Origin of the sequence: Nostoc sp. 2RC (assembly GCF_014222165.1) — a bacterium.
Taxonomy (GTDB): domain Bacteria; phylum Cyanobacteriota; class Cyanobacteriia; order Cyanobacteriales; family Nostocaceae; genus Nostoc; species Nostoc linckia.
Genome location: NZ_JACKZU010000106.1, coordinates 1 through 22,282 on the forward strand (window position 1 = coordinate 1; position 22,282 = coordinate 22,282).

At 40.2% G+C, this 22,282-nt stretch carries 17 protein-coding genes and 1 pseudogene; 7 read left to right on the forward strand and 11 right to left on the reverse strand.

What is annotated here, in order from left to right:
* Positions 1-37: 37 nt before the first annotated feature.
* From GNE10_RS14270 to GNE10_RS14285, 4 genes are all read right to left on the reverse strand, one after another.
* Complete coding sequence (locus GNE10_RS14270) at positions 38-601, reverse strand: 3'-5' exonuclease (RefSeq protein ID WP_185565742.1); 564 nt, start codon at positions 599-601, stop codon at positions 38-40.
* A gap of 341 nt (positions 602-942) precedes the next feature.
* Positions 943-1,581 (reverse strand): hypothetical protein, encoded by a 639-nt coding sequence (locus tag GNE10_RS14275; protein ID WP_311774812.1) that lies wholly within the window; start codon positions 1,579-1,581, stop codon positions 943-945.
* Positions 1,582-1,831: 250 nt separating this feature from the next.
* Positions 1,832-3,094, reverse strand: a complete 1,263-nt coding sequence (locus GNE10_RS14280; RefSeq protein ID WP_185565743.1) for a response regulator — start codon at positions 3,092-3,094, stop codon at positions 1,832-1,834.
* A gap of 30 nt (positions 3,095-3,124) precedes the next feature.
* On the reverse strand, positions 3,125-5,008 hold the full coding sequence (locus tag GNE10_RS14285; RefSeq protein WP_185565744.1) for an ATP-binding protein: 1,884 nt from the start codon (positions 5,006-5,008) through the stop codon (positions 3,125-3,127).
* A 260-nt stretch (positions 5,009-5,268) separates the two neighbouring features.
* Here GNE10_RS14285 and petN point away from each other — a divergent pair, with 260 nt between their 5' ends.
* From petN to GNE10_RS14300, 3 genes are all read left to right on the forward strand, one after another.
* Positions 5,269-5,358: a cytochrome b6-f complex subunit PetN gene (gene petN, locus GNE10_RS14290; RefSeq protein ID WP_012408302.1), complete on the forward strand. Its 90-nt coding sequence runs from the start codon at positions 5,269-5,271 to the stop codon at positions 5,356-5,358.
* Between the two features lie 4 nt (positions 5,359-5,362).
* A complete protein-coding gene (locus GNE10_RS14295; RefSeq protein ID WP_099070290.1) occupies positions 5,363-5,527 on the forward strand; it encodes a hypothetical protein in 165 nt (54 codons plus the stop codon).
* A 754-nt stretch (positions 5,528-6,281) separates the two neighbouring features.
* Positions 6,282-9,404: a GAF domain-containing protein gene (locus GNE10_RS14300; RefSeq protein WP_185565745.1), complete on the forward strand. Its 3,123-nt coding sequence runs from the start codon at positions 6,282-6,284 to the stop codon at positions 9,402-9,404.
* Positions 9,405-9,561: 157 nt separating this feature from the next.
* Here the strand turns inward: GNE10_RS14300 and GNE10_RS14305 are convergent, their stop codons facing one another.
* Entirely contained in the window at positions 9,562-10,752 is a 1,191-nt protein-coding gene (locus GNE10_RS14305) for a LeuA family protein (protein WP_185565746.1), read from the reverse strand.
* A 199-nt stretch (positions 10,753-10,951) separates the two neighbouring features.
* Positions 10,952-12,043, reverse strand: coding sequence for a calcium/proton exchanger (gene cax / locus GNE10_RS14310; protein ID WP_185565747.1), 1,092 nt, complete (start codon positions 12,041-12,043; stop codon positions 10,952-10,954).
* Between the two features lie 583 nt (positions 12,044-12,626).
* On the opposite strand from cax, the gene GNE10_RS14315 reads away from it, so the two are divergent.
* The gene (locus GNE10_RS14315) at positions 12,627-15,356 is read left to right on the forward strand and encodes a DUF3536 domain-containing protein (protein WP_185565748.1); all 2,730 of its coding nucleotides are present in this window, start codon (positions 12,627-12,629) and stop codon (positions 15,354-15,356) included.
* A 40-nt stretch (positions 15,357-15,396) separates the two neighbouring features.
* On the opposite strand, the gene GNE10_RS14320 is transcribed toward GNE10_RS14315, so the two are convergent.
* The 3 genes from GNE10_RS14320 to GNE10_RS14330 all read right to left on the reverse strand — a co-directional run bounded on the left by GNE10_RS14320 (position 15,397) and on the right by GNE10_RS14330 (position 16,556).
* The gene (locus tag GNE10_RS14320; RefSeq protein ID WP_099070295.1) at positions 15,397-15,642 is read right to left on the reverse strand and encodes an HNH endonuclease; all 246 of its coding nucleotides are present in this window, start codon (positions 15,640-15,642) and stop codon (positions 15,397-15,399) included.
* Positions 15,643-15,918: 276 nt separating this feature from the next.
* Positions 15,919-16,083: a hypothetical protein gene (locus GNE10_RS14325; protein ID WP_397325615.1), complete on the reverse strand. Its 165-nt coding sequence runs from the start codon at positions 16,081-16,083 to the stop codon at positions 15,919-15,921.
* 65 nt (positions 16,084-16,148) lie between these two features.
* The gene (locus GNE10_RS14330; RefSeq protein ID WP_099070297.1) at positions 16,149-16,556 is read right to left on the reverse strand and encodes a universal stress protein; all 408 of its coding nucleotides are present in this window, start codon (positions 16,554-16,556) and stop codon (positions 16,149-16,151) included.
* A gap of 88 nt (positions 16,557-16,644) precedes the next feature.
* Here GNE10_RS14330 and GNE10_RS14335 point away from each other — a divergent pair, with 88 nt between their 5' ends.
* A complete protein-coding gene (locus tag GNE10_RS14335; RefSeq protein WP_185565749.1) occupies positions 16,645-17,847 on the forward strand; it encodes a phosphoglycerate kinase in 1,203 nt (400 codons plus the stop codon).
* Between the two features lie 136 nt (positions 17,848-17,983).
* Complete coding sequence (locus GNE10_RS14340) at positions 17,984-18,601, forward strand: NUDIX hydrolase (protein ID WP_185565750.1); 618 nt, start codon at positions 17,984-17,986, stop codon at positions 18,599-18,601.
* A gap of 382 nt (positions 18,602-18,983) precedes the next feature.
* On the opposite strand, the gene GNE10_RS14345 is transcribed toward GNE10_RS14340, so the two are convergent.
* Positions 18,984-19,286 (reverse strand): RNA-binding protein, encoded by a 303-nt coding sequence (locus tag GNE10_RS14345; protein WP_185565751.1) that lies wholly within the window; start codon positions 19,284-19,286, stop codon positions 18,984-18,986.
* 911 nt (positions 19,287-20,197) lie between these two features.
* Between GNE10_RS14345 and GNE10_RS14350 the strand changes: the two genes are divergently transcribed.
* Positions 20,198-21,190, forward strand: a complete 993-nt coding sequence (locus GNE10_RS14350) for an SGNH/GDSL hydrolase family protein (protein ID WP_185565752.1) — start codon at positions 20,198-20,200, stop codon at positions 21,188-21,190.
* Here the strand turns inward: GNE10_RS14350 and GNE10_RS14355 are convergent.
* Positions 21,159-22,282: pseudogene (locus GNE10_RS14355) on the reverse strand (serine/threonine protein kinase); the annotation flags it as partial. The gene GNE10_RS14350 and the pseudogene GNE10_RS14355 sit on opposite strands and share 32 nt — an antisense overlap.

The window sequence follows — 22,282 nt, forward strand, 5'->3', positions numbered from 1 at the left end:
TGCTTGCCCAATGCCCAATGCCCAATGCCCCAATTCCTCAGCTTGATTTTTTGGTTTTCATGTATTTATAGATAGATGCAATGTTACGGGCATCGTCGATGCCACGATGGTGTGTACCTTGCAATTCTATTCCTAACTTATTGAGAGCTTGCGCCATACCAAATTTTTGAGACACGCCAAGGTATTTGGAAAATTCTTCTTTGATATTTATGTGTTCTGGACTAAAAGGATAAGGAAAATTATGAAACGAGCAATCTTGAATAAATTGCTTTTTGTCATAATTCCCCCAAGAACAAAAAATATGATTGGGATATAAATTAATCCATTCTTGGAGGCGAGAAATTGCTTCTATAAATTTTGGTGCTTCATCAACATCTTGCTGGTGAATAGTAGTCAATTCTGTACAAAAAGGCGTTAGTTGTGGATGTCTCACAGGCTGAATAAATTTCTGAAACTCGGAATCAATTTCCCAAGTTGCCCGATTGAGCATCACCGCACCAATTTCGATGATTTCCATTTCGTGGCGGGGAACACTCCCTTTGTCACAGCATGTAGCTTCTAAATCAATTATTAAATAATAGTGGGAATTTTGAGTTGTCATAATCAGGGAACCTTGAAGAAGAATAGGGAATTCAGGAGTCAGAATTCAGAACTCAGGAGTCAGGAGTCAGAATTCAGAACTCAGGAGTCAGGAGTCAGGAGTCAGAATTCAGGAGTCAGAATTCAGAAGTCAGGAGTCAGGAGTCAGGAGTCAGGAGTCAGAATTCAGAAGTTAGAATTTTGAATAAATTTAACGTTGAATAATACCCATGTATTTTATTGTAATAATTATATTACACAATAATGCTGTTTATAGCTTTTTGATTTATTTGAAGCTGAATTTCGTGTAAAATAGCAAAGTTAGCTGTGGGCTGTCCTATCCTATTTTTTAAGGATAGAGGCTTATTTTAGTTCTGAATTCTGAATTCTGTCTTCTGAATTCTGAATTCTGTCTTCTGAATTCTGAATTCTGTCTTCTGAATTCTGAATTCTGTCTTCTGAATTCTGAATTCTGTCTTCTGAATTCTGAATTCTGTCTTCTGAATTCTGAATTCTGTCTTCTGAATTCTGAATTCTGTCTTCGATTGATGAAAAAGGTTTAACCCAGTTCAGTTGCATAGCGATATCAAGGGCGATCGCTGCGATTGCAAAGGACAATACACTTTCTGCTGCCAATACTAAAAAAGGCCAAATTGTGCTATTAGAATTCCATCCGAGTTCTATTTGAGCTAATCCACGCACTAAGCCAAAAGCTAGTACGCCACCGGATTTGAGTTGAGGATTGTTATCTGAACGGATGATATAGCGATAAGTGACCCCAAACAGGAAACCAGTAAAAGTTGCAACACCGGCACTCAGCCACAAATGCCAATTAACATGACTTTGCAGACTTGTGAGTATCTGAAAATACTTTGCCAGTACTAAAGTATTTAAAAAACTAGCGATCGCCAAGCCAGAAAATAAGAAAAAACCTCCAATTACCGCAGCTTTGAGAGATTCTAGGCGTTCTGCCATTAATTGAGGATTTGAAATTGCGTTCATAGAAATTAGGGATTGTGTCTAATCGCCATTTTCTAATTAAATGCCGCTCTCATAGCATTTCTTAGTCTGCTGAGGTACAAATCAAATCTCTGCGTCTCTACTCTGCGGGTTCCGCCTTTGGCGGTATGCGTTTCAAAATATTATCTGTACCTCACTTAACTGGGAATCACTATACATAAGACTCATATTTGGTTTGAAGAAAAAATCAGTAAACTTCTACTCGCTTTTCCCTGTTTCCTGAGTCAGATTCCTATATGGGAATTTTGATAATAAATTCAGTTCCCATACCTGATTGAGAGTTGACATTCAATACACCTTTGTGTTTTTGGACAACTATTTCATGGGCAATGGATAAACCAAGTCCAGTACCTTTACCAACACTTTTTGTAGTAAATAACGGTTCAAATAAGCGTTTTTTCAACCGTTCAGGAATACCAATACCATTGTCAGCAATCCGAATTACGGCGAATTGTTCAGATTCTATGCTGGTTGCAATTTTAATCTGAGGAGTTACATCCCTGATTTTGCCTTGAATTATAGCTTCATCTAAAGCATCAATCGCGTTTGCCAGAATATTCATAAATACTTGATTCATCTGCCCTAAATAACAGTTTACTTGTGGTAATACTCCATAATTTTTAATAACTGCAATCTGCTGGCGTTGGCTATTAGCCTTGAGACGATGTTGCAAAATCATGAGTGTGCTATCTAGTCCTTGGTGCAAATCAGCAGATATTTTGGCATCGCTATCCGAACGAGAGAAGTTGCGGAGTGAATTAGAAAGGTTACGAATTCGTTCGCTTCCGATTTCCAACGAATTCAAGATTTTTTTGATATCTTCGAGAATAAAATCTAAATCTAAGTTTTCAATAACACTAGTAATCTTAGTTGTTGGCTTTGGATACTCTTGTTGATACAGTAAGAGTAACTGGGTGATTGCTTCAATGTATTCTTGCAAAGGTGGAATATTGCTGGAAATAAAGTTAACGGGGTTATTGATTTCATGACCGATACCAGCAACTAATTCTCCCAGTGTTGATAATTTTTCTTGTTGCACTAGTTGTACTTGTGCTTGTTGTAAAGCCTTGGTGCGATCGCTAACTTGTTGTTCCAAAGATTCAGTCAATTGTTTGAGTTGTAAATGCACGCGCACTCTAGCAATAACTTCCTCTTGTGCAAAGGGTTTCGGGATATAGTCTACCGCACCAAGGGAAAATCCCTTAGTTTTGCTGTCGGTATCTGCTAAGGCTGTGGTGAAAATAATCGGAATGTTTTGAGTAACAGGATTGGTTTTCAAGCGGCGACAAGTTTCAAATCCGTCAATCCCAGGCATTTGTACATCCAGTAAAATTAACTCTGGTTGATTGCGTTCAACTTGAGCGATCGCACTTTCTCCATCCACTGCAACACGGAAACGAAATCCCTCACTATTGAGGGCTTCACATAAAACAGATAAATTTGTCGGATTATCATCCACAATTAAAATAAATCCAGTATTTGATTTTTTGTTCATGGCAGATTTTAAATCACAATTTAAATACAATTAATTTATATATTGCTCGATAAAATTTGCCAAGCGTTTGAGTTGGAAATTACTAGCAAGCTGGATAATATGTTGAGTAAAAACTTTAAGTCTATCATCAGATAATGATAGTTGATTTGACAACTCTAAAATATTTTGAATATCACCATCTTGAACCAATTCAAAAATTTCTAATAAAATCTCTTTGTTGGGAATAATCGTATCACTAGATTCTTCAAAATCAGTGGAATTATTGTTTTTACTTGCGTTGACTTTCTCGTCAAAAATCCATTGTAATTGAAAAATTTTTCGCAGCATTTCTAATAAAACTTCAGCTTCCACAGGCTTTGGTAGAAATGCATCTGCACCAACGTCAATACTCTTGTGCTGGTCGATGGCAAACACACTAGCAGAAGAAGCAATAATCGGAATTTTTTGAAATTGCTCCCACTGACGCAAACGATTAATGAAGTCAAATCCATCTAATATCGGCATCACTAAGTCAGTGATAATCAAGTCTGGTTTGTGGGCTAGAACCTTTTCCCATGCTTCCTCACCTTGACTAGCTTCAATAACCGTAAACCCAACTGGCTCTAGTAAATTTAAAATTACCGAGCGATTTTCCCATTTATCATCTGCAATCAAAATCGTGCGTCTTTGTCCTAGATAACCAATAATTGTTCCTTGGTCAATCATTCTGGAAACTTTGGCCCAGTCTTTAGATTCTGGGAATTTTGCTTCAAACCAGAAAGTGCTACCTTTGCCTAAGGTACTTTGCACCTGAATTTGACCGCCCATTAATAAAACAATTTTTTGGCTAATTGCTAATCCCAAACCCGTGCCTTCAGATTGTCGTTTTTGATTTCCCACTTGCTCAAAGGGCTGGAAGATTTTCTCGGCTTGTTCCGGTTTTATACCAGTGCCAGTATCTATTACTTGAAAGGAAATTTTGTAGTTAGTTTTGCCATTATCCGATTCTCTACCAGTGACCTGAACTTTAAAAGTGACGCTGCCTTGTTCAGTAAATTTAATTGCATTACTAAGTAAATTAATTAATACTTGGCGTAAGCGTTTTTCATCACCATGAATACCCGTTGGCAAATCGGGATCGAGTTGCACTTCAAAGGCAATAACCTTTTGTTCTGCACGGATGCGGCAAATTTCAGTGACGCTATCAATAAAGGCAGGCAAATAAAAATCAACAGAATACAATTCGAGTTTGCGAGCTTCGATTTTGGAAAGATCGAGGACATCATTAATCAGCGTTAAAAGATGAGAACCACATTGATAAATAACACCTAATCCTTTGCGTCCTTTTTCAGTCAAAGATTCTGTGCGTTGGAGGATTTGTGTATAACCCAAGATGCCATTTAAGGGTGTACGTAGTTCATGACTCATATTCGCCAGAAATTCACTTTTTGCCTGACTGGAATTTTGAGCGACTTCTTCAGCTTTGCGTAGTTCTTGCTCAATGCGTTTACGCTCCACAATTTCAGTGGAAAGCGCTCGATTGATAGCTTCTAACTGGGCTGGACTCGGTAACATCAGGGCTTGAGGCATCAGAGAAATTAAGGCAAACGCCGTGTATATAGAAATAATCGCAGTTACAGCTTTTAGAGAGCCTGAAATCCAATAATCTGGATGCCAAAGCGTCCAAATATCCATTAAATGTCCGGTACCGCAGGCAATGATAAAAGCACCGAATAATACAAAGACTCCATTAAAAGGCACGTCTTGGCGTTTTAAAATAAAATAAATTAATAAAAAGGGAATTGAATAATAAGCAAAAGCAATAGTAGCATCAGAAATAATATGCAGCCAAACTAATCCCGTTTTCCACAGATAGCAATGTCCGTGGGGAATAAAACCGTCGGAGTTGAAAGCGTAGCTAAGAAAAGTCAGCATTGATACTAGGGTTTGCAAAACTTCAAATATATGGACGTAACCCTAATATTCCCAAGACAAAGAATATAACAGCGCGATCGCTAGTTTTTTACAGTTGTTTTCATCATTACTTAAAATTACTCAGTATTTCATTGGAGATGCTATGAAAGAAAGCCATCGCCCACAAAACTGACAACATCATCGATAAAAAAATCTCAGCCCGCCCAATCCCTGTATGATAAACATTAGAAACCTTTTGTAATGATTTGAAAAGCGGGACTATGGAAATTTTGACACTGGGCTGGGTATCACTGCTAGTCGTGTTCACTTGGTCAATTGCAATGGTAGTCTGGGGACGTAACGGACTGTAGAGGTATGGTAGAAACTCCATTCCTGAGTATTTTGGCTTTAATTGCCGTAGTGCTGCTGGTAGCAGTAACAGGTGGTATTGGTTATTTGACCGTAACAGATTGGCGCGATCGCCGTCGTCGAGAAGAAGAAAAACGTATCACTCGCAGCACTACTCCTAAGCGGCGATGATCCCCTGGTAGTTAAAAAATCTTTTTTGTAGGGACATGACAATGCCGCATCCCTACGTTATACCTCTCGCAAAAGTTACTTTTGCTCATAGGGGGAAAGGGAAAAGGTTAAAGGTAAAAGGGTTTTTATTTGCCCTTTACCCTTTACCCCTTACCCTTTTCCCCACTTCTCTTAGAAGTCTATTATTTTATTTAGGGACTTACAAGTAAAAAAATATTCCATTGCTACTGTTGACTAGTTGCTTCTTTTTCGGAGTTTTTTCGCTGCGTTTCGTGAATCTCCCGCGATGATTTTTTTAGTTACTCGCTTACTGAGTAATAAAAATTGCTAGAAGCTGAGAATAAATCTCATAATTTTTCTCTTTTTTCCCAAATTTTCAGTTTCTTTTACTCAAATAAGTAGACATCATCAATTGTGTACATTAATACAGATGAAAATTGGCATTGGGGCATCTACATTGATATTGGTCGAAGTAGTATTTTCTAGCTAGCTAATCACGAGAAAATCTCAGCACTAAACATGAAAATAGTTTTTTGCCCTACTCCCTATTTTGAAGCTAGGTAAGCAGGAATATTTATCGTTCAAACAAGACAGAAGTCAGAGAACAGAAGGCATAAGCAAAGGCAGTTTGAGTCAATTTTACTTTTTGTTACATACTTTAGTTTATTTACACTGTTTTACTTAATTGTTACGTTTGCGATGGTTGAGGGAACTATGATATTGAGAACTTTGAATATTTAAAATTCCCCAGGGAATGGAAAACTCCTCTATTATTCAACCCATACAACCAAATTCACAACAGCAACAATCTCATTGTGATGTGGGATTTTCCTTGCGCCAGAATGAGCAACAACAAGCTTTGTCTGGAGTTATTGCCCGAATTCGTGAATCTTTAGATATAAACGCCATTTTTAAAATTACTGTTACTGAAGTGCGCCAGCTTCTAAAAAGCGATCGAGTCGGTGTATTTCGTTTTTATCCTGATTTGGCATGGGAAGGAGAATTTATCTACGAAGATGTCGGAAGTGAATTTAGTTCAGCACTAGCAGCCAAAGTCCGGGATCACTGCTTTGCTGAAGATTTTGCAGCGCTGTATCAGCAAGGTCGAATTAAAGCAACAGATGATATTTATCAAGTAGACGCCAGTCATTGCTATATCGAGATTTTGGAGAAATTTCAGGTACGCGCCAATATTGTTGCTCCTTTGTTGAAAGGAAAAGATTTATGGGGATTGTTGTGTATTCATCAGTGTCATAGTTCTCGACAATGGGAAGCATCTGAAATTGAGTTTGTGCAACTGATTGCCGAACATCTGGGAGTAGCTTTGCAACAAGCAGATTATCTAGAGCAAGTCAAACTACAATCGGCAGAACTAGCACAAGCCAAAGCTAAAGAAAAAGCAGCAGAATGGCAGAGAACTATAGCCATAACTATTGAAAAAATTCGCCAGTCCCTGGACTTGGAAAGCATTTTCCGCACCAGTACCGCAGAACTCAGACAGTTGCTAAATGCCGATCGCGTCGCTATTTATCGCTTTAATCCAGATTGGAGTGGTAAATTTGTCTTTGAATCAGTGGCAGAAGGTTGGATCTCGCTGATAGATGAGCAATTGCATCGGCCAGAATTGAGCGCAAATGTCAGCGAATGTAGTGCTAAAGATTTAGCTAAACCCCCAGTTGCTGATACTTACTTACAAGAAACAGCAGGCGGTCGATTTACTAGAAGTGAAGTATACCGTCTTTGTAATGATATTTACAATGCAGGCTTTAGCAACTGCTACATTAAAATTTTACAAACTTATCAAGCAAGAGCTTATGCGATTATTGCTATTTACCACGGTCAAAAGCTCTGGGGCTTGCTAGCAGTATACCAAAACTCGGTAACTCGCCATTGGCAAGAAGATGAAGTTTACTTGCTCACCCAAGTTAGTACCCAATTAGGTGTAGCTTTACAGCAAGCCGAATTTTTACAACAAATGCAACTCCAAGCAGCACAAATCAGTAAAGCTGCTGAAAGACAAAGAGCTTTAGCAAACACAGTAGAAAAAATTCGCCAGTCACTTGAAATAGAAGCTATTTTTAAAACCACTACCCAAGAAGTACGAAGGTTATTGGAAGTAGAACGAGTGGCAATTTATCGTTTTTATCCTGATTGGAGTGGCGAATTTGTTGCTGATTCCATTGTTGATGGCTGGACACCAATGGTTAAGCCCCAGCCTGTGACGGAAGGCGTTCTACTGCAAGGAACCCAAGCAGGTAAGTATGCACGTAATGAAGTTTTTGTTCCTATTTCTCAAGGAGAGAAGCTTTGGGGATTGTTGGTAGCTTATCAAAACTCCCAACCCCGTTATTGGCAAGACGAGGAAATTAACTTACTGGCGCAAGTCGGCGTGCAATTGGGGGTAGCTTTACAGCAAGCTGAATCCTTAAAACAGGTACAAGTACAAGCCCAAAAGTTGGCTAAAGCTGCTGAAAGAGAGAAAGCCTTAGCTGCAACGGTGGAGAAAATTCGCCAATCTCTTGATATTGACACTATCTTTGCTACCAGCACAGCAGAAGTCCGACGACTATTAGAAGTCGATAGAGTCACAATCTATCGATTCCGGACTGATTGGAGTGGCGAATTTGTTGCTGAGTCTTTAGCCCAAGATTGGATATCAGTGAAGGAACTTGTAAATGTAATGTCTACAACGGTCTACGCAGACGATTACTTGCAAAATACCCAAGGTGGAGACTTTGCCAATGGTCAAATACTTGTAATTAAGGATATTTACAAGACTAATTATTCTGTGTCTGATATTGCCTTAATCGAACTAATTAAAGCTAGGGCATATATGATTGTGCCGATTTTTCAGGGTGAGAAACTCTGGGGATTACTAGCAGCATATCAAAATACTAAGCCCCGTGATTGGCAAGAAGATGAAGTAGATTTACTGATGCAAATTGGCACTCAGTTAGGAGTCGGACTTCAACAAGCGGAATTACTCGAACAAACTCAACGTCAAAAAGAAGAACTCGCCCAGACTTTGAAAGAATTGCAGCAAACCCAAAGCCAGTTGATTCAAAGTGAAAAAATGGCAGGTTTAGGGCAATTAGTTGCTGGAATTGCCCATGAAATTAACAATCCCATTAGTTTTATTTACGGCAATATCACTTATGTTAGCGAACATGCAGGAAGTTTATTAAAATTACTCCACCTTTATGACAAAGAATATCCACAAATAACAGCAGAAATTCAAAAGCAAGCAGCAGAAATCGATTTAGATTTTATTGCCGATGACTTACCAAAAATTCTCACTTCCATGACAATGGGGGCAGAACGAATTTCTCAGTTGGTATTATCTTTACGGAGTTTTTCTCGACTTGATGAAGCCGAAATGAAACCCGTTGATTTGCATGAAGGTATTGATAGTACTTTGTTGATTTTACAACATCGATTGCAACAAAGAACTAATTCTTTTGCCATTGAAATAATTAGGGAATATGGTGGTTTACCCCCAGTAGTCTGCTATGCAGCGCAGATGAATCAAGTATTTATGAATATTCTCAATAATGCCATTGATGCTCTAGAACATGCAGTAAATCTTGGTCAAATAATTGACAAGCCCAAAATATGGATTCGCACAAAAGTTCAAGAATCTAATACTATTATCATTTGCATTGCAGACAATGGTTGTGGTATTCCAGAAATAGTGCGATCGCGCATTTTTGAGCCTTTCTTCACTACTAAGCAACCCGGTCAGGGTACTGGTTTGGGGCTATCCATTAGCTATCAAATTATTGTGGAAAAACATGGCGGTAATATCAAATGTATTTCTGAGGCTGGTAAGGGCTGTGAATTCTGGATCGAAATTCCCATGAAACAGAGAGTTAGTTGAAGCAGAATACAGAATTCAGAACTCAGAATTCAGAATGGGCTAGACTAACAGAATTGATAATTCGGTATTTTGGTGAAATGTTATGATGCCAATATTGTTGTTTTATGAAACAATATCAATCCCAAATCCAAAATTTAAAATCCAAAATTATATCAGCTTAACCAGAAACTGAACAAATCTCACCAGTTATTTGGCTAGCAGTGCAATACTCCACAATTGCTGGTAATTCCTTTTCAATATCAATTGGAGTTCCTCTTTTAGCAATTTCTTTTATTTTTTGGAAAATCTTAATCACTAAGTCTTGGTTTTCAATCAGTTCTTCTCTACCAATTTGTTTGAGAGCTAGTTTAACAGCAATATATCCTGATTGCATCCCCAATGCTAAACTACTTTTAATTCCGAAAATTTCTGGATTTAAACTTTGATAAAGCCTTTCATCTTTGGCAACGGCATTGACATGAACACCAGCATAGTGAGTAAAAGCATTTTTTCCCACTAAGGGATGATGAGGAGAAATAGATATGTGGGAATGCTCGCTGACAAAATCATATAATTCCTTTAAATAGCTCAAATTCCAAGAAGGTTTTTCTTCAATTATATCTGTTAAGTTTATCAGTAATTCTGCTAAATCCACAATGCCAGAACGTTCCCCTAGCCCCATAACAGTGACATCAATAATATCTGCTCCTGCCTTGTAAGCATCTAGGGCATTTGCTAAGGCTAAACCGCGATCGTTATGACAATGAATTTCGATTTTGGGATATAAATGTTCTCTGGCGAATTCTGCTTTAAGAGTTTTCACATAATAAGAAATACTGCGATTTCTAGCAAATGGTGTTGTGTATCCAGTTGTATCAGCTATGCTGATGATATTAGCTCCGGCTCGGACTGCTGCCATCGCTGCGGCAATGACGTTTTCCATCGGCGATCGCACTGTATCTTCTGGAGTATAACGAATTACTAAGTTTTCTTGCTGCTCTCTGGCAAAAGCTATAACTTCAACAATTTTTTCTATAGCTTTTTCTAGACCAATATCATAATCCTGTTGCAATCGTTGTTCGGAAACGCTAAAAAAGATACCTAAAAAATTAACGCCACACTCTAGGGCTTTTTTCACATCATCTTTTCGACAAAGACAATGAGCGCCTATTTTGGCTTTGAAACCAGCATTGGCAATCAGACCGATGGCTAAGGCAATTTCCCGATCTACCGCAGGATTGCCAGCTTCAATAATATCAACTCCTATGCAGTCTAAAAACTGAGCGATCGCTAACTTGATCTCAGGAGGAAAATAAACTCCTGGAGTTTGTTCCCCTTCTCTCAAAGTAGAATCCAGAATTTGAATCATCTCTTCTATAAATTTAGGAACAAATTTTCACTCTTGTTTTCTCTGTGGTTGATTATACTAAGCCTTGAATCTCACAGTGCATTAATTTCCACAAAAAATGTAATCGGCTATACAAATTCCTCAAAAAAACTATAAAAATAGGTAATTAGTTAGTCTAATTACCTATGATTAAGAGCGATCGCTTGTCAGTAAGTCCTAACTACCCTATTCCATCGATAACTGGGTGGAAGTAAAAGGCAAACCCCAACACAGTATAAGCAGCTAATAATAAAGTGCCTTCCAGCCAATTAGACCTACCATCAGAACTAATGGTGTTGGCAATCAACACTGACACAACCACAGCCACTAATTCAAAAGGTTTGAAATCCAAATCCATCGGCTGACCAAATAGCAATCCTGCAATCACCAACACAGGCGCAACAAATAGGGCAATCTGCATACTCGATCCCACAGCCACAGAAAGGGAAAGATCCATTTTATCTTTCATTGCAACGGTGACCGCTGTGGCATGTTCAGCAGCGTTACCAATGATGGGAACTAAAATTACCCCTGTAAACAATGATGTCAAGCCTAGCTGGGATGTAGCCACTTCTAGAGAATCCACCAGCATTTCTGATTCAAATGCTACTAACAAGGTGCATACTAGCAGCACACCGACCCACAACGCAACATTAGGTTTACTATGGGAAATTTCCTCCTCTTCTGCGTCTGCTACACCTACGTCATACAAATAGGTGTGAGTTTTCATGGAAAACAGCAGCGTTAAGGCGTAAACTAGGATTAATACTACCGCAACAGCAACAGAAAGATATTGCAGCGTTTGTTCCTGAACTCCTATAGCGGTGTAGTTCATGGCTGTGGGCAACAAAATGGCAATCACAGCCAAATTCATCGAAGCAGCATTCACTCGCGCTACAATAGGCTGAAATGTTTGTTCTTTGTAACGCAGTCCTCCCAAAAGCATAGAAAGACCCATCACCAGCAGTAGGTTACCGATTATCGATCCCGTAATACTGGCTTTGACTACATCTATCAAACCAGCCTTCAACGCCACCAAAGCGATGATAAGTTCTGTAGCATTACCAAAGGTGGCATTTAATAACCCCCCTAATGATGGCCCCACCACCACAGCAATTTCTTCTGTGGCTGTTCCCATCCAAGCCGCTAAAGGCAAAATGGCTAATCCAGCTGTAATGAAAACTATCAATTCTCCCCACTCCAGAAAGTGGGCCGCCAGAGAAACCGGGATAAACAGTAATAAAACGAGAAAAATAATGTTTTTAGTTGACATTTGTTGCTTTGAGTCGAGGGTATCATGCACAGCGGTTAGTCCTAAATTTTAAATTTTGAGTGTTGGATTGAACAAGAATTCAGAATTCAGAATTCAGAATTCAGAATCAATAAGTGGGGAATTCCCATCTACCACTCATCACTCCCATAGGATACTCTCAAGCATCTATAGACCAATTCAGAGATTTTACTGTTTTCAGTTCACTTCTGTGCATGTTATGTAAAATAATGTTGCCATTTAAGAAGTTTTCGTAACCCTTCGTTGCAAAAGTATGAAATGGATTCAGACCATTACACCAAAAATTGGGTTTAATATATTAAAAGACAATTAAGTTTTTTATTGGCACTGCCAAAGAGAAAACCCCTAACTGAGGCGTTGTTAAATGGCTAATTACTGGAAGCCTTCGGGAAAAGGGCTGTGCGATAACGCAGATTTCCCACTACAATAAGACCGTTTTCTCAAAAATTTGGTTGTATTTCATAGTTGTTGTTTATACCGGATTTTGTGTTCAAAGCATTGAAGAAAGGTTTATGCACAAAATTTATCGGTGCAACTGCGAGTTTTTTGTTTTGGATATATATACATGACTTCTGCTGCACAAATGCCAGCTAACTCTGGCTCAACGTTAACACATTCAGATTCTAAGAACATTCACGAGAGCGATCCCCTGAGAACGGCTCATGGTGTTTATGTGACGGTGCATGGTCATTTTTATCAGCCACCGAGGGAAAATCCTTATCTGGACGCGATTGAACGCCAACCGAGCGCTGCACCTTTCCATGACTGGAATGAGCGGATTCATTGGGAATGCTATCGTCCAAATGCTTTTGCCAGAGTGCTAAATGACCGAGGCGAAGTGATGGGGATCGTCAATAATTATGAGTATTTTAGTTTTAATATTGGCCCAACGCTGATGTCGTGGCTAGAACGCCACGATGTGGAGGTTTATCAGCGGATTTTGGAGGCTGATGTCAAAAGCAGTCAACGTTTGCATGGTCACGGAAATGCGATCGCGCAAGTATACAATCACATCATCATGCCTCTGGCGAACGAACGCGACAAATATACCCAAATTCGCTGGGGTAAAGAAGACTTTCGTTCCCGGTTTGGACGCGATCCCGAAGGTATGTGGTTAGCAGAAACCGGTGTGGATTACCCGACTCTAGAAGCTTTAGTTGCTGAAGGTATTCGCTTCGTTATCCTTGCACCGTCTCAGGCACAGCGCTGTCGTTCTTTCCCAACTAAGGATCGTCCCAATCCAGAATGGTACGAAGTCGGTGGTAGTCAAATCGATCCCACCCGTCCTTATCGTTGTTATTTGAAGCCTACATTAGACACTTCATCTTCACCTTTGAGTACGATCAAAGAGGGAACTAGGGAGTCGGGAGTAGGGAATGGTAGTACTTCCCACTCCCCAGTTTCCACTGCCGATTATCCCTACATTGATATCTTCTTTTACGACGGCCCGATATCGCGGGACATGGGTTTTAGTGATGTGGTTTATAGTTCCAATCACTTTGCTGGACGTATTGGTTCGGCGGTGCGTGGGGATCATCGTCCTGCACAGTTGATATCTGTGGCCACAGATGGCGAAACCTTCGGACATCACAAGAAAGGAACTGAAAAAACTTTAGCCTACGCCTTTACAACGGAATTCCCACAACAAGGTTGGACAGTGACTAACTTTGCCCACTACCTGAGTTTAAATCCTCCGACTTGGGAAGTTGAATTAAAGCCCGTCACAGCCTGGAGTTGTGCCCACGGTGTAGACAGATGGCAAGATAACTGTGGTTGCGGTGGAGAAGGTGGTGTTTGGCATCAGAAATGGCGTCGTCCATTGCGGGATGCTCTGAATTGGCTGCGGGATCAACTAATTGAAGTGTATGAGGAATATGGCAGACAGTTATTTCGCGATCCCTGGCTAGCACGGGATGAATATATTCAAGTGATACGCGATCGCTCTTCTGCCAATGTCAACCGTTTTCTCTCTCGCCATCAAACCCACAAACTAACGGCCGCCGAACAAGTAGACGCCCTGCGTTTGTTGGAAATGCAACGTCATGCTTTGTTGATGTTCACCAGTTGTGGCTGGTTTTTTGAAGAAATTTCCCGTCCAGAAGGTACGCAGATTCTCCGCTACGCCGCCCGTGCTTTGGAATTAGCGGGAGAAGTAGCAGGGGCGCAGTTGGAAAAAGACTTCGTCAAACATCTTGGTTTAGCCCCCAGTAATGTCGATCAATTCAAACATGGTGGGGAAATTTATCGCCAACTGGTACTCACAGCCCAACTTGGTTTTAAACAAGTAGCAGCCCATTATGCCATTAGTTCCCTGTTTATAAATCACGGATCGACACTCAGCACTGGCCACTCTACACAAGGCACTCACACAAAACGCGTTTATTGCTATGCCGTCAATGAGTTAGATTACCAACTCCAACGCATGGGATCGCTAACTTTGGCTGTCGGCAATTTGAAGCTGGTATCAGAGATTACCTGGGAAAGCGAGCATTTAGTATTTGCCGTGCTGCATTTGGGAGGTTGGGATTTCCATTGCTGCATTCAACAATTTACTGGGCGGCGTGACTACACCCAATTAAAAGAAAAGCTCTTTAGCGCACTGCAACAAGCAAGTGCAGCTCATACCATCTTGGCAATGACGCAGTTGTTTGGCGAAGAGACTTTCAGCTTGGAAAATCTATTTGCAGAAGAACGCCATAGAATTATGCGGTTATTGAGTCAGGAAACACTGGCACGCTTAGGCCAACTTTATACCCAAGTGTACCGTGATAATTATGGTGTGTTGATGGCGTTCCATCGAGATGAAATACCAGTACCACAGGAATTGCAAGTAGCGGCGGAGATCGCTTTGGGACATCGCTGTATGATGACATTGCGATCGCTCGAACAAGATATTACCGAACCGCAAATGCGTTGGACTCACATAGTAGAATTAGAGGCCATCGCCACAGAAGCAAAACATCTGCATTGTCGGCTGAATATTCCCGACGGCAAGCAGATACTAGAACAGTTAATTGTGCGATCGCTTTGGCAATTGTTACACGATGCCAACGGTAGTTTTAATGCAGATATCCAACAGTTAGATCGGTTAATTGATATCGGGGATCAATTAAATATTGATATTTCTCTACATCGATCCCAAGAATTATATTTCAGTTGTCTGCACAGTCAGATAATACCTTTGTGTCTTACCACCCTGAGCAATGAAGAAGATATTCATCAGTGCCGACAGCTGCTGAAGTTGGGCAAAAAGCTAGCGGTTGATGTCAGTATGATTTTGAATCAGTTCCCATAATATGTAGGGGCGGACATCTGTTCGCCCTTACCGCATATTGCTATAAATCAAAATGGCGTCTAAACCGGGGATCAATCCTATCGGTTTTTTGCTGATTGCAGGTAAAGCACAGGGTTTGTAGATTGCTGATATCATTTTGACCGCCACGAGCCAGGGGAATGATATGGTCAATGGTCAGGTTAGTTTCTGTTGCAGTTTTACCGCAACTCCGGCATTGATATTTGTCACGTTGCCAAACATATTTTTTTACCTCCGGCGGAATAGGAATGCGGGGAGTTTTATTCATGATTATTTAGCTAACTTTTAACAATCTAGTTTTTTAGTTCCCTCCTTGTTAACATTACAGCAGTTTGTTTTCATCGATTTGAACCACATATGTCGCAGGGACGCAAGGCTAACGCGTGGTCTGTATACCTGAAAATTGCTGTAAATCAAGTAAGCGCAATAAAAATATAGAAAAGTAGAAGTAGCACTTTTAGAAAGTGAGACGCAATTTCGGCTATTGGCAGAGGCAACATTTGAAGCGATCGCCAAGCAAGTAATTGGGTCTTCTGATATGCTTTTAATGAGGTAAAATGTCATTTAAACTAATATGAAATCCAGGAAAAAGCGGCGAATTAATTGATTCGTTTAGCCGATATTGTTGTTGAATATAACTGTCTTCAATTAATTGAAAAACAGTGAAAGTAGGTTGTTTGGTTTTGCCAATACATACCACATTACTCATGAACAAGAATTTTTCCAAAAATTTTTGGCGGTGCGTTACCCTGTGTTAACGCACGCTACCGGCTTTTACGGCACAATCAACACTGGGCAAGGGGAAAGATTTATGACGCGAGTGGTGACACTATCAGTCGCTCCCTCTTCGGTCAAGCCTAGCCCCCGACAACCCATGATGATTAAATCTGCGCCGATTTCGTCAGCGACATCACAGATGGTAAAAGCCGGTTTACCTTGCCTTTCCAGAACTTCGGATTGAATTCCTTGCTCAGAAAATAAAGATTGGGCAGTTTGGAGCAATTTAGCAACTACCTCTGGCGACATCATTGGATCTCCACTAGCTGCATCTGCGGGTGGTTCTTCTACCACAGACAGCAGCACTAAGCGACTACCGTACTTTTGGACAATGTTGGTAACTACGTCAGCAGCTTCCCGTGTTTCCCGGCTTTGATCGATTGGAAATAGTACTGTCTTAAACATCTCTATCACCTGGCACCCCTGACTCCGGTAAAATCTGGATGGTTCTACTTTCAAAACAATAACAAAAAGGCAATCAGGAGAGTTTGCTGTGTCCAAAAAAAGTTTAGCAAGTTTATCTGCGGCTGATATATCTGGAAAACGCGCTTTGGTACGGGTTGATTTTAACGTACCTGTGAACGATGAAGGTAAGATCACAGACGATACTCGCATTCGGGCTGCTCTGCCAACCATCCAAGATTTGATCAACAAGGGAGCTAAGGTAATTCTCGTCAGCCACTTTGGGCGTCCCAAAGGTGTGGATGATAAATTGCGCCTGACACCAGTGGCTGCGCGTCTCTCTGAGTTGTTGGGGCAAGAAGTTGTGAAGACTGATGACTCCATTGGCGATGAAGTTGCAGCTAAAGTGGCAGCGCTGGAAAATGGGCAAGTGCTGTTACTGGAAAATGTCCGCTTCTACAAAGAAGAAGAGAAAAATGACCCAGAATTTGCGAAAAAATTGGCTGCCAACGCTGATTTTTATGTAAATGATGCTTTTGGTACCGCACACCGCGCCCATGCTTCTACTGAAGGCGTGACTAAATTTCTCAGTCCTTCTGTGGCTGGATATTTGGTTGAGAAGGAATTGGAATATCTCCAAAATGCCATTGAAAATCCCCAGCGTCCTTTGGCTGCAATTATCGGTGGTTCCAAAGTTTCCAGCAAAATTGGTGTGATTGAAACGTTGCTGGAGAAGTGCGACAAGCTAATCATCGGTGGTGGGATGATTTTTACCTTCTACAAAGCCCGTGGTTTGGATGTTGGTAAGTCCTTGGTGGAAGAAGACAAACTAGAACTGGCGAAGTCTTTGGAAGCCAAAGCAAAGGAACGTGGTGTTACCTTCCTGTTACCCACAGATATCGTATCGGCAGATAAATTTGCTCCCGATGCCAATGCGACAACTGTCAGTATTGAGAATATCCCTGCTGATGGTATGGGTTTGGACATTGGCCCAGATTCAGTAAAAGTTTTCCAAGAAGCACTTGCAGATACCAAAACAGTGATTTGGAACGGGCCGATGGGCGTGTTCGAGTTTGATAAGTTTGCGGTAGGTACAGAAGCCATTGCCCGCACTCTTGCTGAAATTGGCAAAACTGGCACAACCACCATTATCGGCGGCGGCGACTCCGTGGCAGCTGTGGAAAAAGTTGGTTTAGCCGAACAAATGAGCCACATCTCCACCGGCGGCGGCGCTAGCTTGGAGTTACTTGAAGGTAAGGTATTACCTGGTATCGCCGCTTTAGATGATGCGTAATTAGGGACTGGAAAAAAAGGGAAAAGGTTAAAGGGAAAAGGGCAAAGGGATGATTTTTACCTTTTCCCCTTACCGCTTCCCCTTTTACCCTTCCCCTTTTCCCAATGCCCAATCCCCAATTCCCAATCCCTAAAATATGGAACCAAAATGGCTAGAATGGTCGCAAAAGTTACAAGCGATCGCCCAAAATGGTCTTACCTATTCTGAAGGTGTTTATGATATCGAACGCTATAAACAATTGCAAGCGATCGCCACAGAAATTATGGCGACTTACTCAAATGTCGAACACAGCTATCTGCTTGATTTATTTAGCGGCGAAGTAGGATATGCAACTCCCAAAGTTGATGTCCGGGGAGCAATTTTTAGAGATGATACTATTTTGTTAGTCAAAGAAAGAGCCGATGGTTTATGGACTTTACCTGGTGGATGGGCTGATGTAGGCGAGTCTCCCAGTGAGGTGGTTGTCAAAGAAGTATATGAAGAATCTGGATATCAGACACGTGCTACTAAATTATTAGCAGTTTATGACAGAGATAAACAGGGACATCCACCGTTTCCTTTTTATGTCTATAAATTGTTTTTTCAATGCGAACTTATTGGTGGTTCTCCCTCATCAAGTATCGAAACCGAAGCAGTAGATTTTTTTCCTGAAGATGCGTTACCAGAACTTTCTATTGGACGGGTGACGCCGACACAAATCGCCAGACTTTTCCAACATTATCGCCAACCAGATTTACCAACAGATTTTGATTAACAAGTAGCCTTCAGCACAATCAGTAATTGCGATTTAGTTTCGGGCTAATCAAACTGAAGAAAAAAGTCCTAGCTTGATGAATAAAGTCATCACTACAAGTTCTTGATTATAGGTGATTTAGCCGACAATGATTCGGTTGATGGCTAAGGGAACTCCAAAAAATAAATTATTCCGGTTGGGGTCGTTGACTACTGAGTGTCAACCGTCAACCGTCAACAGTTAACACTTTTCCGTGGAATATTTTTTTACTTGGAAGTCCCTAAAACTTATGAGTAAAAATATCAAAAAGGCTCAAGCTTTTTTGCCTGAGCCACTACAAAATCAAATTAATTTGCTAGATTAATGAGGTCAGCTCAATAGAGCTAAATTTATCAAGGTAAGGTTAGTAGCGGTTACGAGAACCACCATATCCTCCCCGATTACCGCCAAAGGAACCTCTTTCTTCCCTGGGCTTGGCTTTATTGACTTTTAGATCGCGTCCCATCCACTCTGCACCATTAAGCGCATCAATGGCAGCTGTTTCTTCAGCATCTGTACCCATTTCTACAAAACCAAAACCGCGTAAACGACCTGTTTCACGGTCAGTAGGTAGCTGAATTCGCTTAACAGAACCATATTCTGCAAACACAGCATTGAGACTTTCTTCTGTAACTTCGTAAGAAAGATTGCCTACATAAACTGACATGGATTGTCTCCGAAATGATAAATATGTAGAGATTTAGATTTCGGAGAAAAGTTTGTAAATACCAAAAACAAAAACTCTGTCAATACTAAAAACAAATGCAGTTAACCGAACTAACTCTCATATCCCATGATTGCACGAAAAACAAATTTTAGGGAAGAAATTTGAAACCTGTTATATAAAGTAATATAAACTCTCTTTTCTACGAGACGCTACGGGTAGGTTACTTCCCCACAGGGGTACACTACAAACCTTTAATTATTTACAGCATTCTACTTATATGAACTGTATTACCTTAAAACCTATTCCAAGGTTTGGGGTATCTCTTTCCCGACTCCCGAACCCACCGCAACTGGGCTTCAGTCAATAAGCAATAGTGCTTAAAATTGTGCAAAAAATTGGGGTAAAAAACACAATTTTTAAGCTAGTGATGCCTACTGCTGGCTACACTTAGGCCTTAAATTTAAAAACATCATTGATTTTTTTCGTCAAAATTCAGTGTACAAATTAATTTATTACTTTATTAAGCAGCTAATTTATAGTGAAATTTCTATTGACAAAATTCATTGAATCTTAATTTTTTCACCAATGCTTGCAGCCCAAGTTACTATCTTTGACTGCAACTTAGTATTTTTTAAACAAGACTTACATATAGCAGTCCTAAATCATTTGTGAAATTTTGCTGCTGTTGACCCTTAACTGTTAACAGTTGACAGTGAACAGTCAACAGTCAACGACCACTACTGAAATTTTTCACAACTCAAATAGGATTGCTATAGTTCGCTGCCCTGACAACTTTCTATGTTTGTTGCATTTTGATTGACTTAAAAATTTCCATAATGATATTAAAAAAGAAGAATGTGTTTTGTCAAAACATAAATAACATTAATTGATTTTTTGAAATAATAAATATTATGCAAAATCCAATTTTTACAGCAGTATTTGTTTTATTTTCATCCATGTTTACACTCAAGGCTACTGCTGCTGATTTTGACCATATTTATGTGTTTGGTGACAGTTATTCTGATAATGGTAATTTTTACAATATTACAAGAAATGAATTGGTTGTAGGTATTCCTCCTCATCCATATAAAGATGGGCGCTTTTCTAATGGACGAGTCTGGGTAGAATATCTGGCAGAAGATATGGGCTTAAACCCCTCTTCCACTGATAATTTTGCTGTTGGTGGTGCTAAGTCTGGCTTATATAACATTAATATACCTCCTGTGCATGGTTTATATTTAACAGGAGTCTTGTCTCAAATTAATAAGTTTACAGCAGTTAATAAATCAGTCGATCCAAATGCACTTTATATCGTGTGGGGCGGTACTAATGATTTCCTTGACTCTCACAATCTTGGAAATCCCAATGAATCTGTTACCAATATATTAATGGCTGTGCGTAGTCTTGCCAGTGTTGGCGCTAAAAATATCCTGGTAGCTAATTTATTTAATTTAGGAAATTTACCGGGTACAAGAAATAGTCCCAAGTCTAAATTTCTTAACGATTGGGTTGCTGAATATAATGTTGAGTTAATTAACAGTCTCGATTCTTTAAGCCAAGAACTAAATCAGATAAATATTATTTTTTTAGATGTTAATTCTTTATTTAACCAGCTTTTAGCTAATCCCCAACAATACGGTTTTACAAATACTATCGACTCTTGCTTAGGAAATTCAGTTTTAATCACTATACCTGCTTCTTATCCATCATTGAACTGTAAGACTGACCCAAATAATTTTTTGTTCTGGGACAGCATCCATCCTACAACTGCCGGTCATAAAGTTATTGCGAAATATGCAGCTTCAGTTTTGAAAACTCAATCTATTTTCAAGTCTGTTAAAAAAGTAGAAAAATCTAAATACAGGATTTGTATTAATTACTTTCCGGTGTCACCTCAGGACTAGGCGTAGGTATAGGTTCGGGTGTAGAAGTTTCTGTGGGAGTTGGTGTCGGAGTTGGTGTTGGACTTAGCGTCGGCGTGGGAGTTGGCGTGGGTGTTTCCGTGGGTGTTGGTGTGGGAGATGGAAGTGTAGTAGGAGTTTGCACTGTGATGCTGAGTTGATAATCTAATGATTTCGATGCTGTGGAAACAACGACAAACTCATAAAAACCGTTTTCTGGTAACTGAGTTGATAAAGTACGTCGGGTAGAATCTTCTAAAAATTTAATTTTGCCAGTAGGTGAATAAACTGATAACAAAACTTGAGAATTTGCTTGTAGTTTTAATTCTAAAGATTGTTCTTTGGCAAGTTCGGCAATAAAAACTTTTCCACCACCAGGTTCGAGAGTACCACTGACTGTTTTGCTAATAGCACCGGGATCGAAAGTAAGTTTTTGGAAAGCACTACCCGAAAGGATAGCACTGAGTTTATCACTGACAAATCCATACCAAACTTGTCCAATGGGTTGTCCTGTAAAATTTTTACCTCGCTGTTCAGGAAATACGCTGAAAAAAGCTGAATCTCCCAAATCATATAACGAACGACTACCAACATTGATGCGGTTGACTTCCACTTTCCAGCGATCGCGTTCGGCACTAGAATAAGTTCCCAATTGCCTACGTGAATTTGAACTCAGTGGCGCTAGCTTTTCCAGCAATTCTGAAGCTGTTTTATCCCATTCTGCCCGCAAACTCTCGTCTTCTGTACCGTTGCTGAGAGTACGTCCCCGCAAACTGGGGTTTCTGTCCCAAAAAACTTGATTCACCAAGTTAATGTAGAAGTTCTCATTAATACCCAACTGTTGGCGGCGATTGATTAATCTTTGTTTACGTTCCCGTTCGGCTGGTGAGTATTGGGCTAAGGGATCGACTGGCTGGCTACTAGTGGGGATTGGGGTGGGTGTAGGGTTAGGTTCAACTTCCCCCCCATTGCGGTTGTTAGTCACTCCCCAGAAAATCAATCCCACTGTAGTAACTGCTACCAATCCAGCTAGGAAGGTTTTTGTGGGTGTCCATTGGGAGGGAGATGGGGGAGATGAGAGAGGTGGAGGAGATG

Excerpts from the sequence above, each read along its gene's own strand:
- GNE10_RS14345 (WP_185565751.1), bottom strand. The coding sequence starts at position 19,286 with ATGTCAGTTTATGTAGGCAATCTTTCTTACGAAGTTACAGAAGAAAGT.
- GNE10_RS14280 (WP_185565743.1), bottom strand. The coding sequence starts at position 3,094 with ATGAACAAAAAATCAAATACTGGATTTATTTTAATTGTGGATGATAAT.
- GNE10_RS14305 (WP_185565746.1), bottom strand. The coding sequence starts at position 10,752 with ATGATTCAAATTCTGGATTCTACTTTGAGAGAAGGGGAACAAACTCCA.
- GNE10_RS14300 (WP_185565745.1), top strand. The coding sequence starts at position 6,282 with ATGGAAAACTCCTCTATTATTCAACCCATACAACCAAATTCACAACAG.
- GNE10_RS14350 (WP_185565752.1), top strand. The coding sequence starts at position 20,198 with ATGCAAAATCCAATTTTTACAGCAGTATTTGTTTTATTTTCATCCATG.
- GNE10_RS14270 (WP_185565742.1), bottom strand. The coding sequence starts at position 601 with ATGACAACTCAAAATTCCCACTATTATTTAATAATTGATTTAGAAGCT.
- GNE10_RS14320 (WP_099070295.1), bottom strand. The coding sequence starts at position 15,642 with ATGAATAAAACTCCCCGCATTCCTATTCCGCCGGAGGTAAAAAAATAT.
- GNE10_RS14340 (WP_185565750.1), top strand. The coding sequence starts at position 17,984 with ATGGAACCAAAATGGCTAGAATGGTCGCAAAAGTTACAAGCGATCGCC.
- GNE10_RS14315 (WP_185565748.1), top strand. The coding sequence starts at position 12,627 with ATGACTTCTGCTGCACAAATGCCAGCTAACTCTGGCTCAACGTTAACA.
- GNE10_RS14295 (WP_099070290.1), top strand. The coding sequence starts at position 5,363 with ATGGTAGAAACTCCATTCCTGAGTATTTTGGCTTTAATTGCCGTAGTG.
- GNE10_RS14330 (WP_099070297.1), bottom strand. The coding sequence starts at position 16,556 with ATGTTTAAGACAGTACTATTTCCAATCGATCAAAGCCGGGAAACACGG.
- cax (WP_185565747.1), bottom strand. The coding sequence starts at position 12,043 with ATGTCAACTAAAAACATTATTTTTCTCGTTTTATTACTGTTTATCCCG.
- GNE10_RS14325 (WP_397325615.1), bottom strand. The coding sequence starts at position 16,083 with ATGAGTAATGTGGTATGTATTGGCAAAACCAAACAACCTACTTTCACT.
- GNE10_RS14285 (WP_185565744.1), bottom strand. The coding sequence starts at position 5,008 with ATGCTGACTTTTCTTAGCTACGCTTTCAACTCCGACGGTTTTATTCCC.
- GNE10_RS14275 (WP_311774812.1), bottom strand. The coding sequence starts at position 1,581 with ATGAACGCAATTTCAAATCCTCAATTAATGGCAGAACGCCTAGAATCT.
- petN (WP_012408302.1), top strand. The coding sequence starts at position 5,269 with ATGGAAATTTTGACACTGGGCTGGGTATCACTGCTAGTCGTGTTCACT.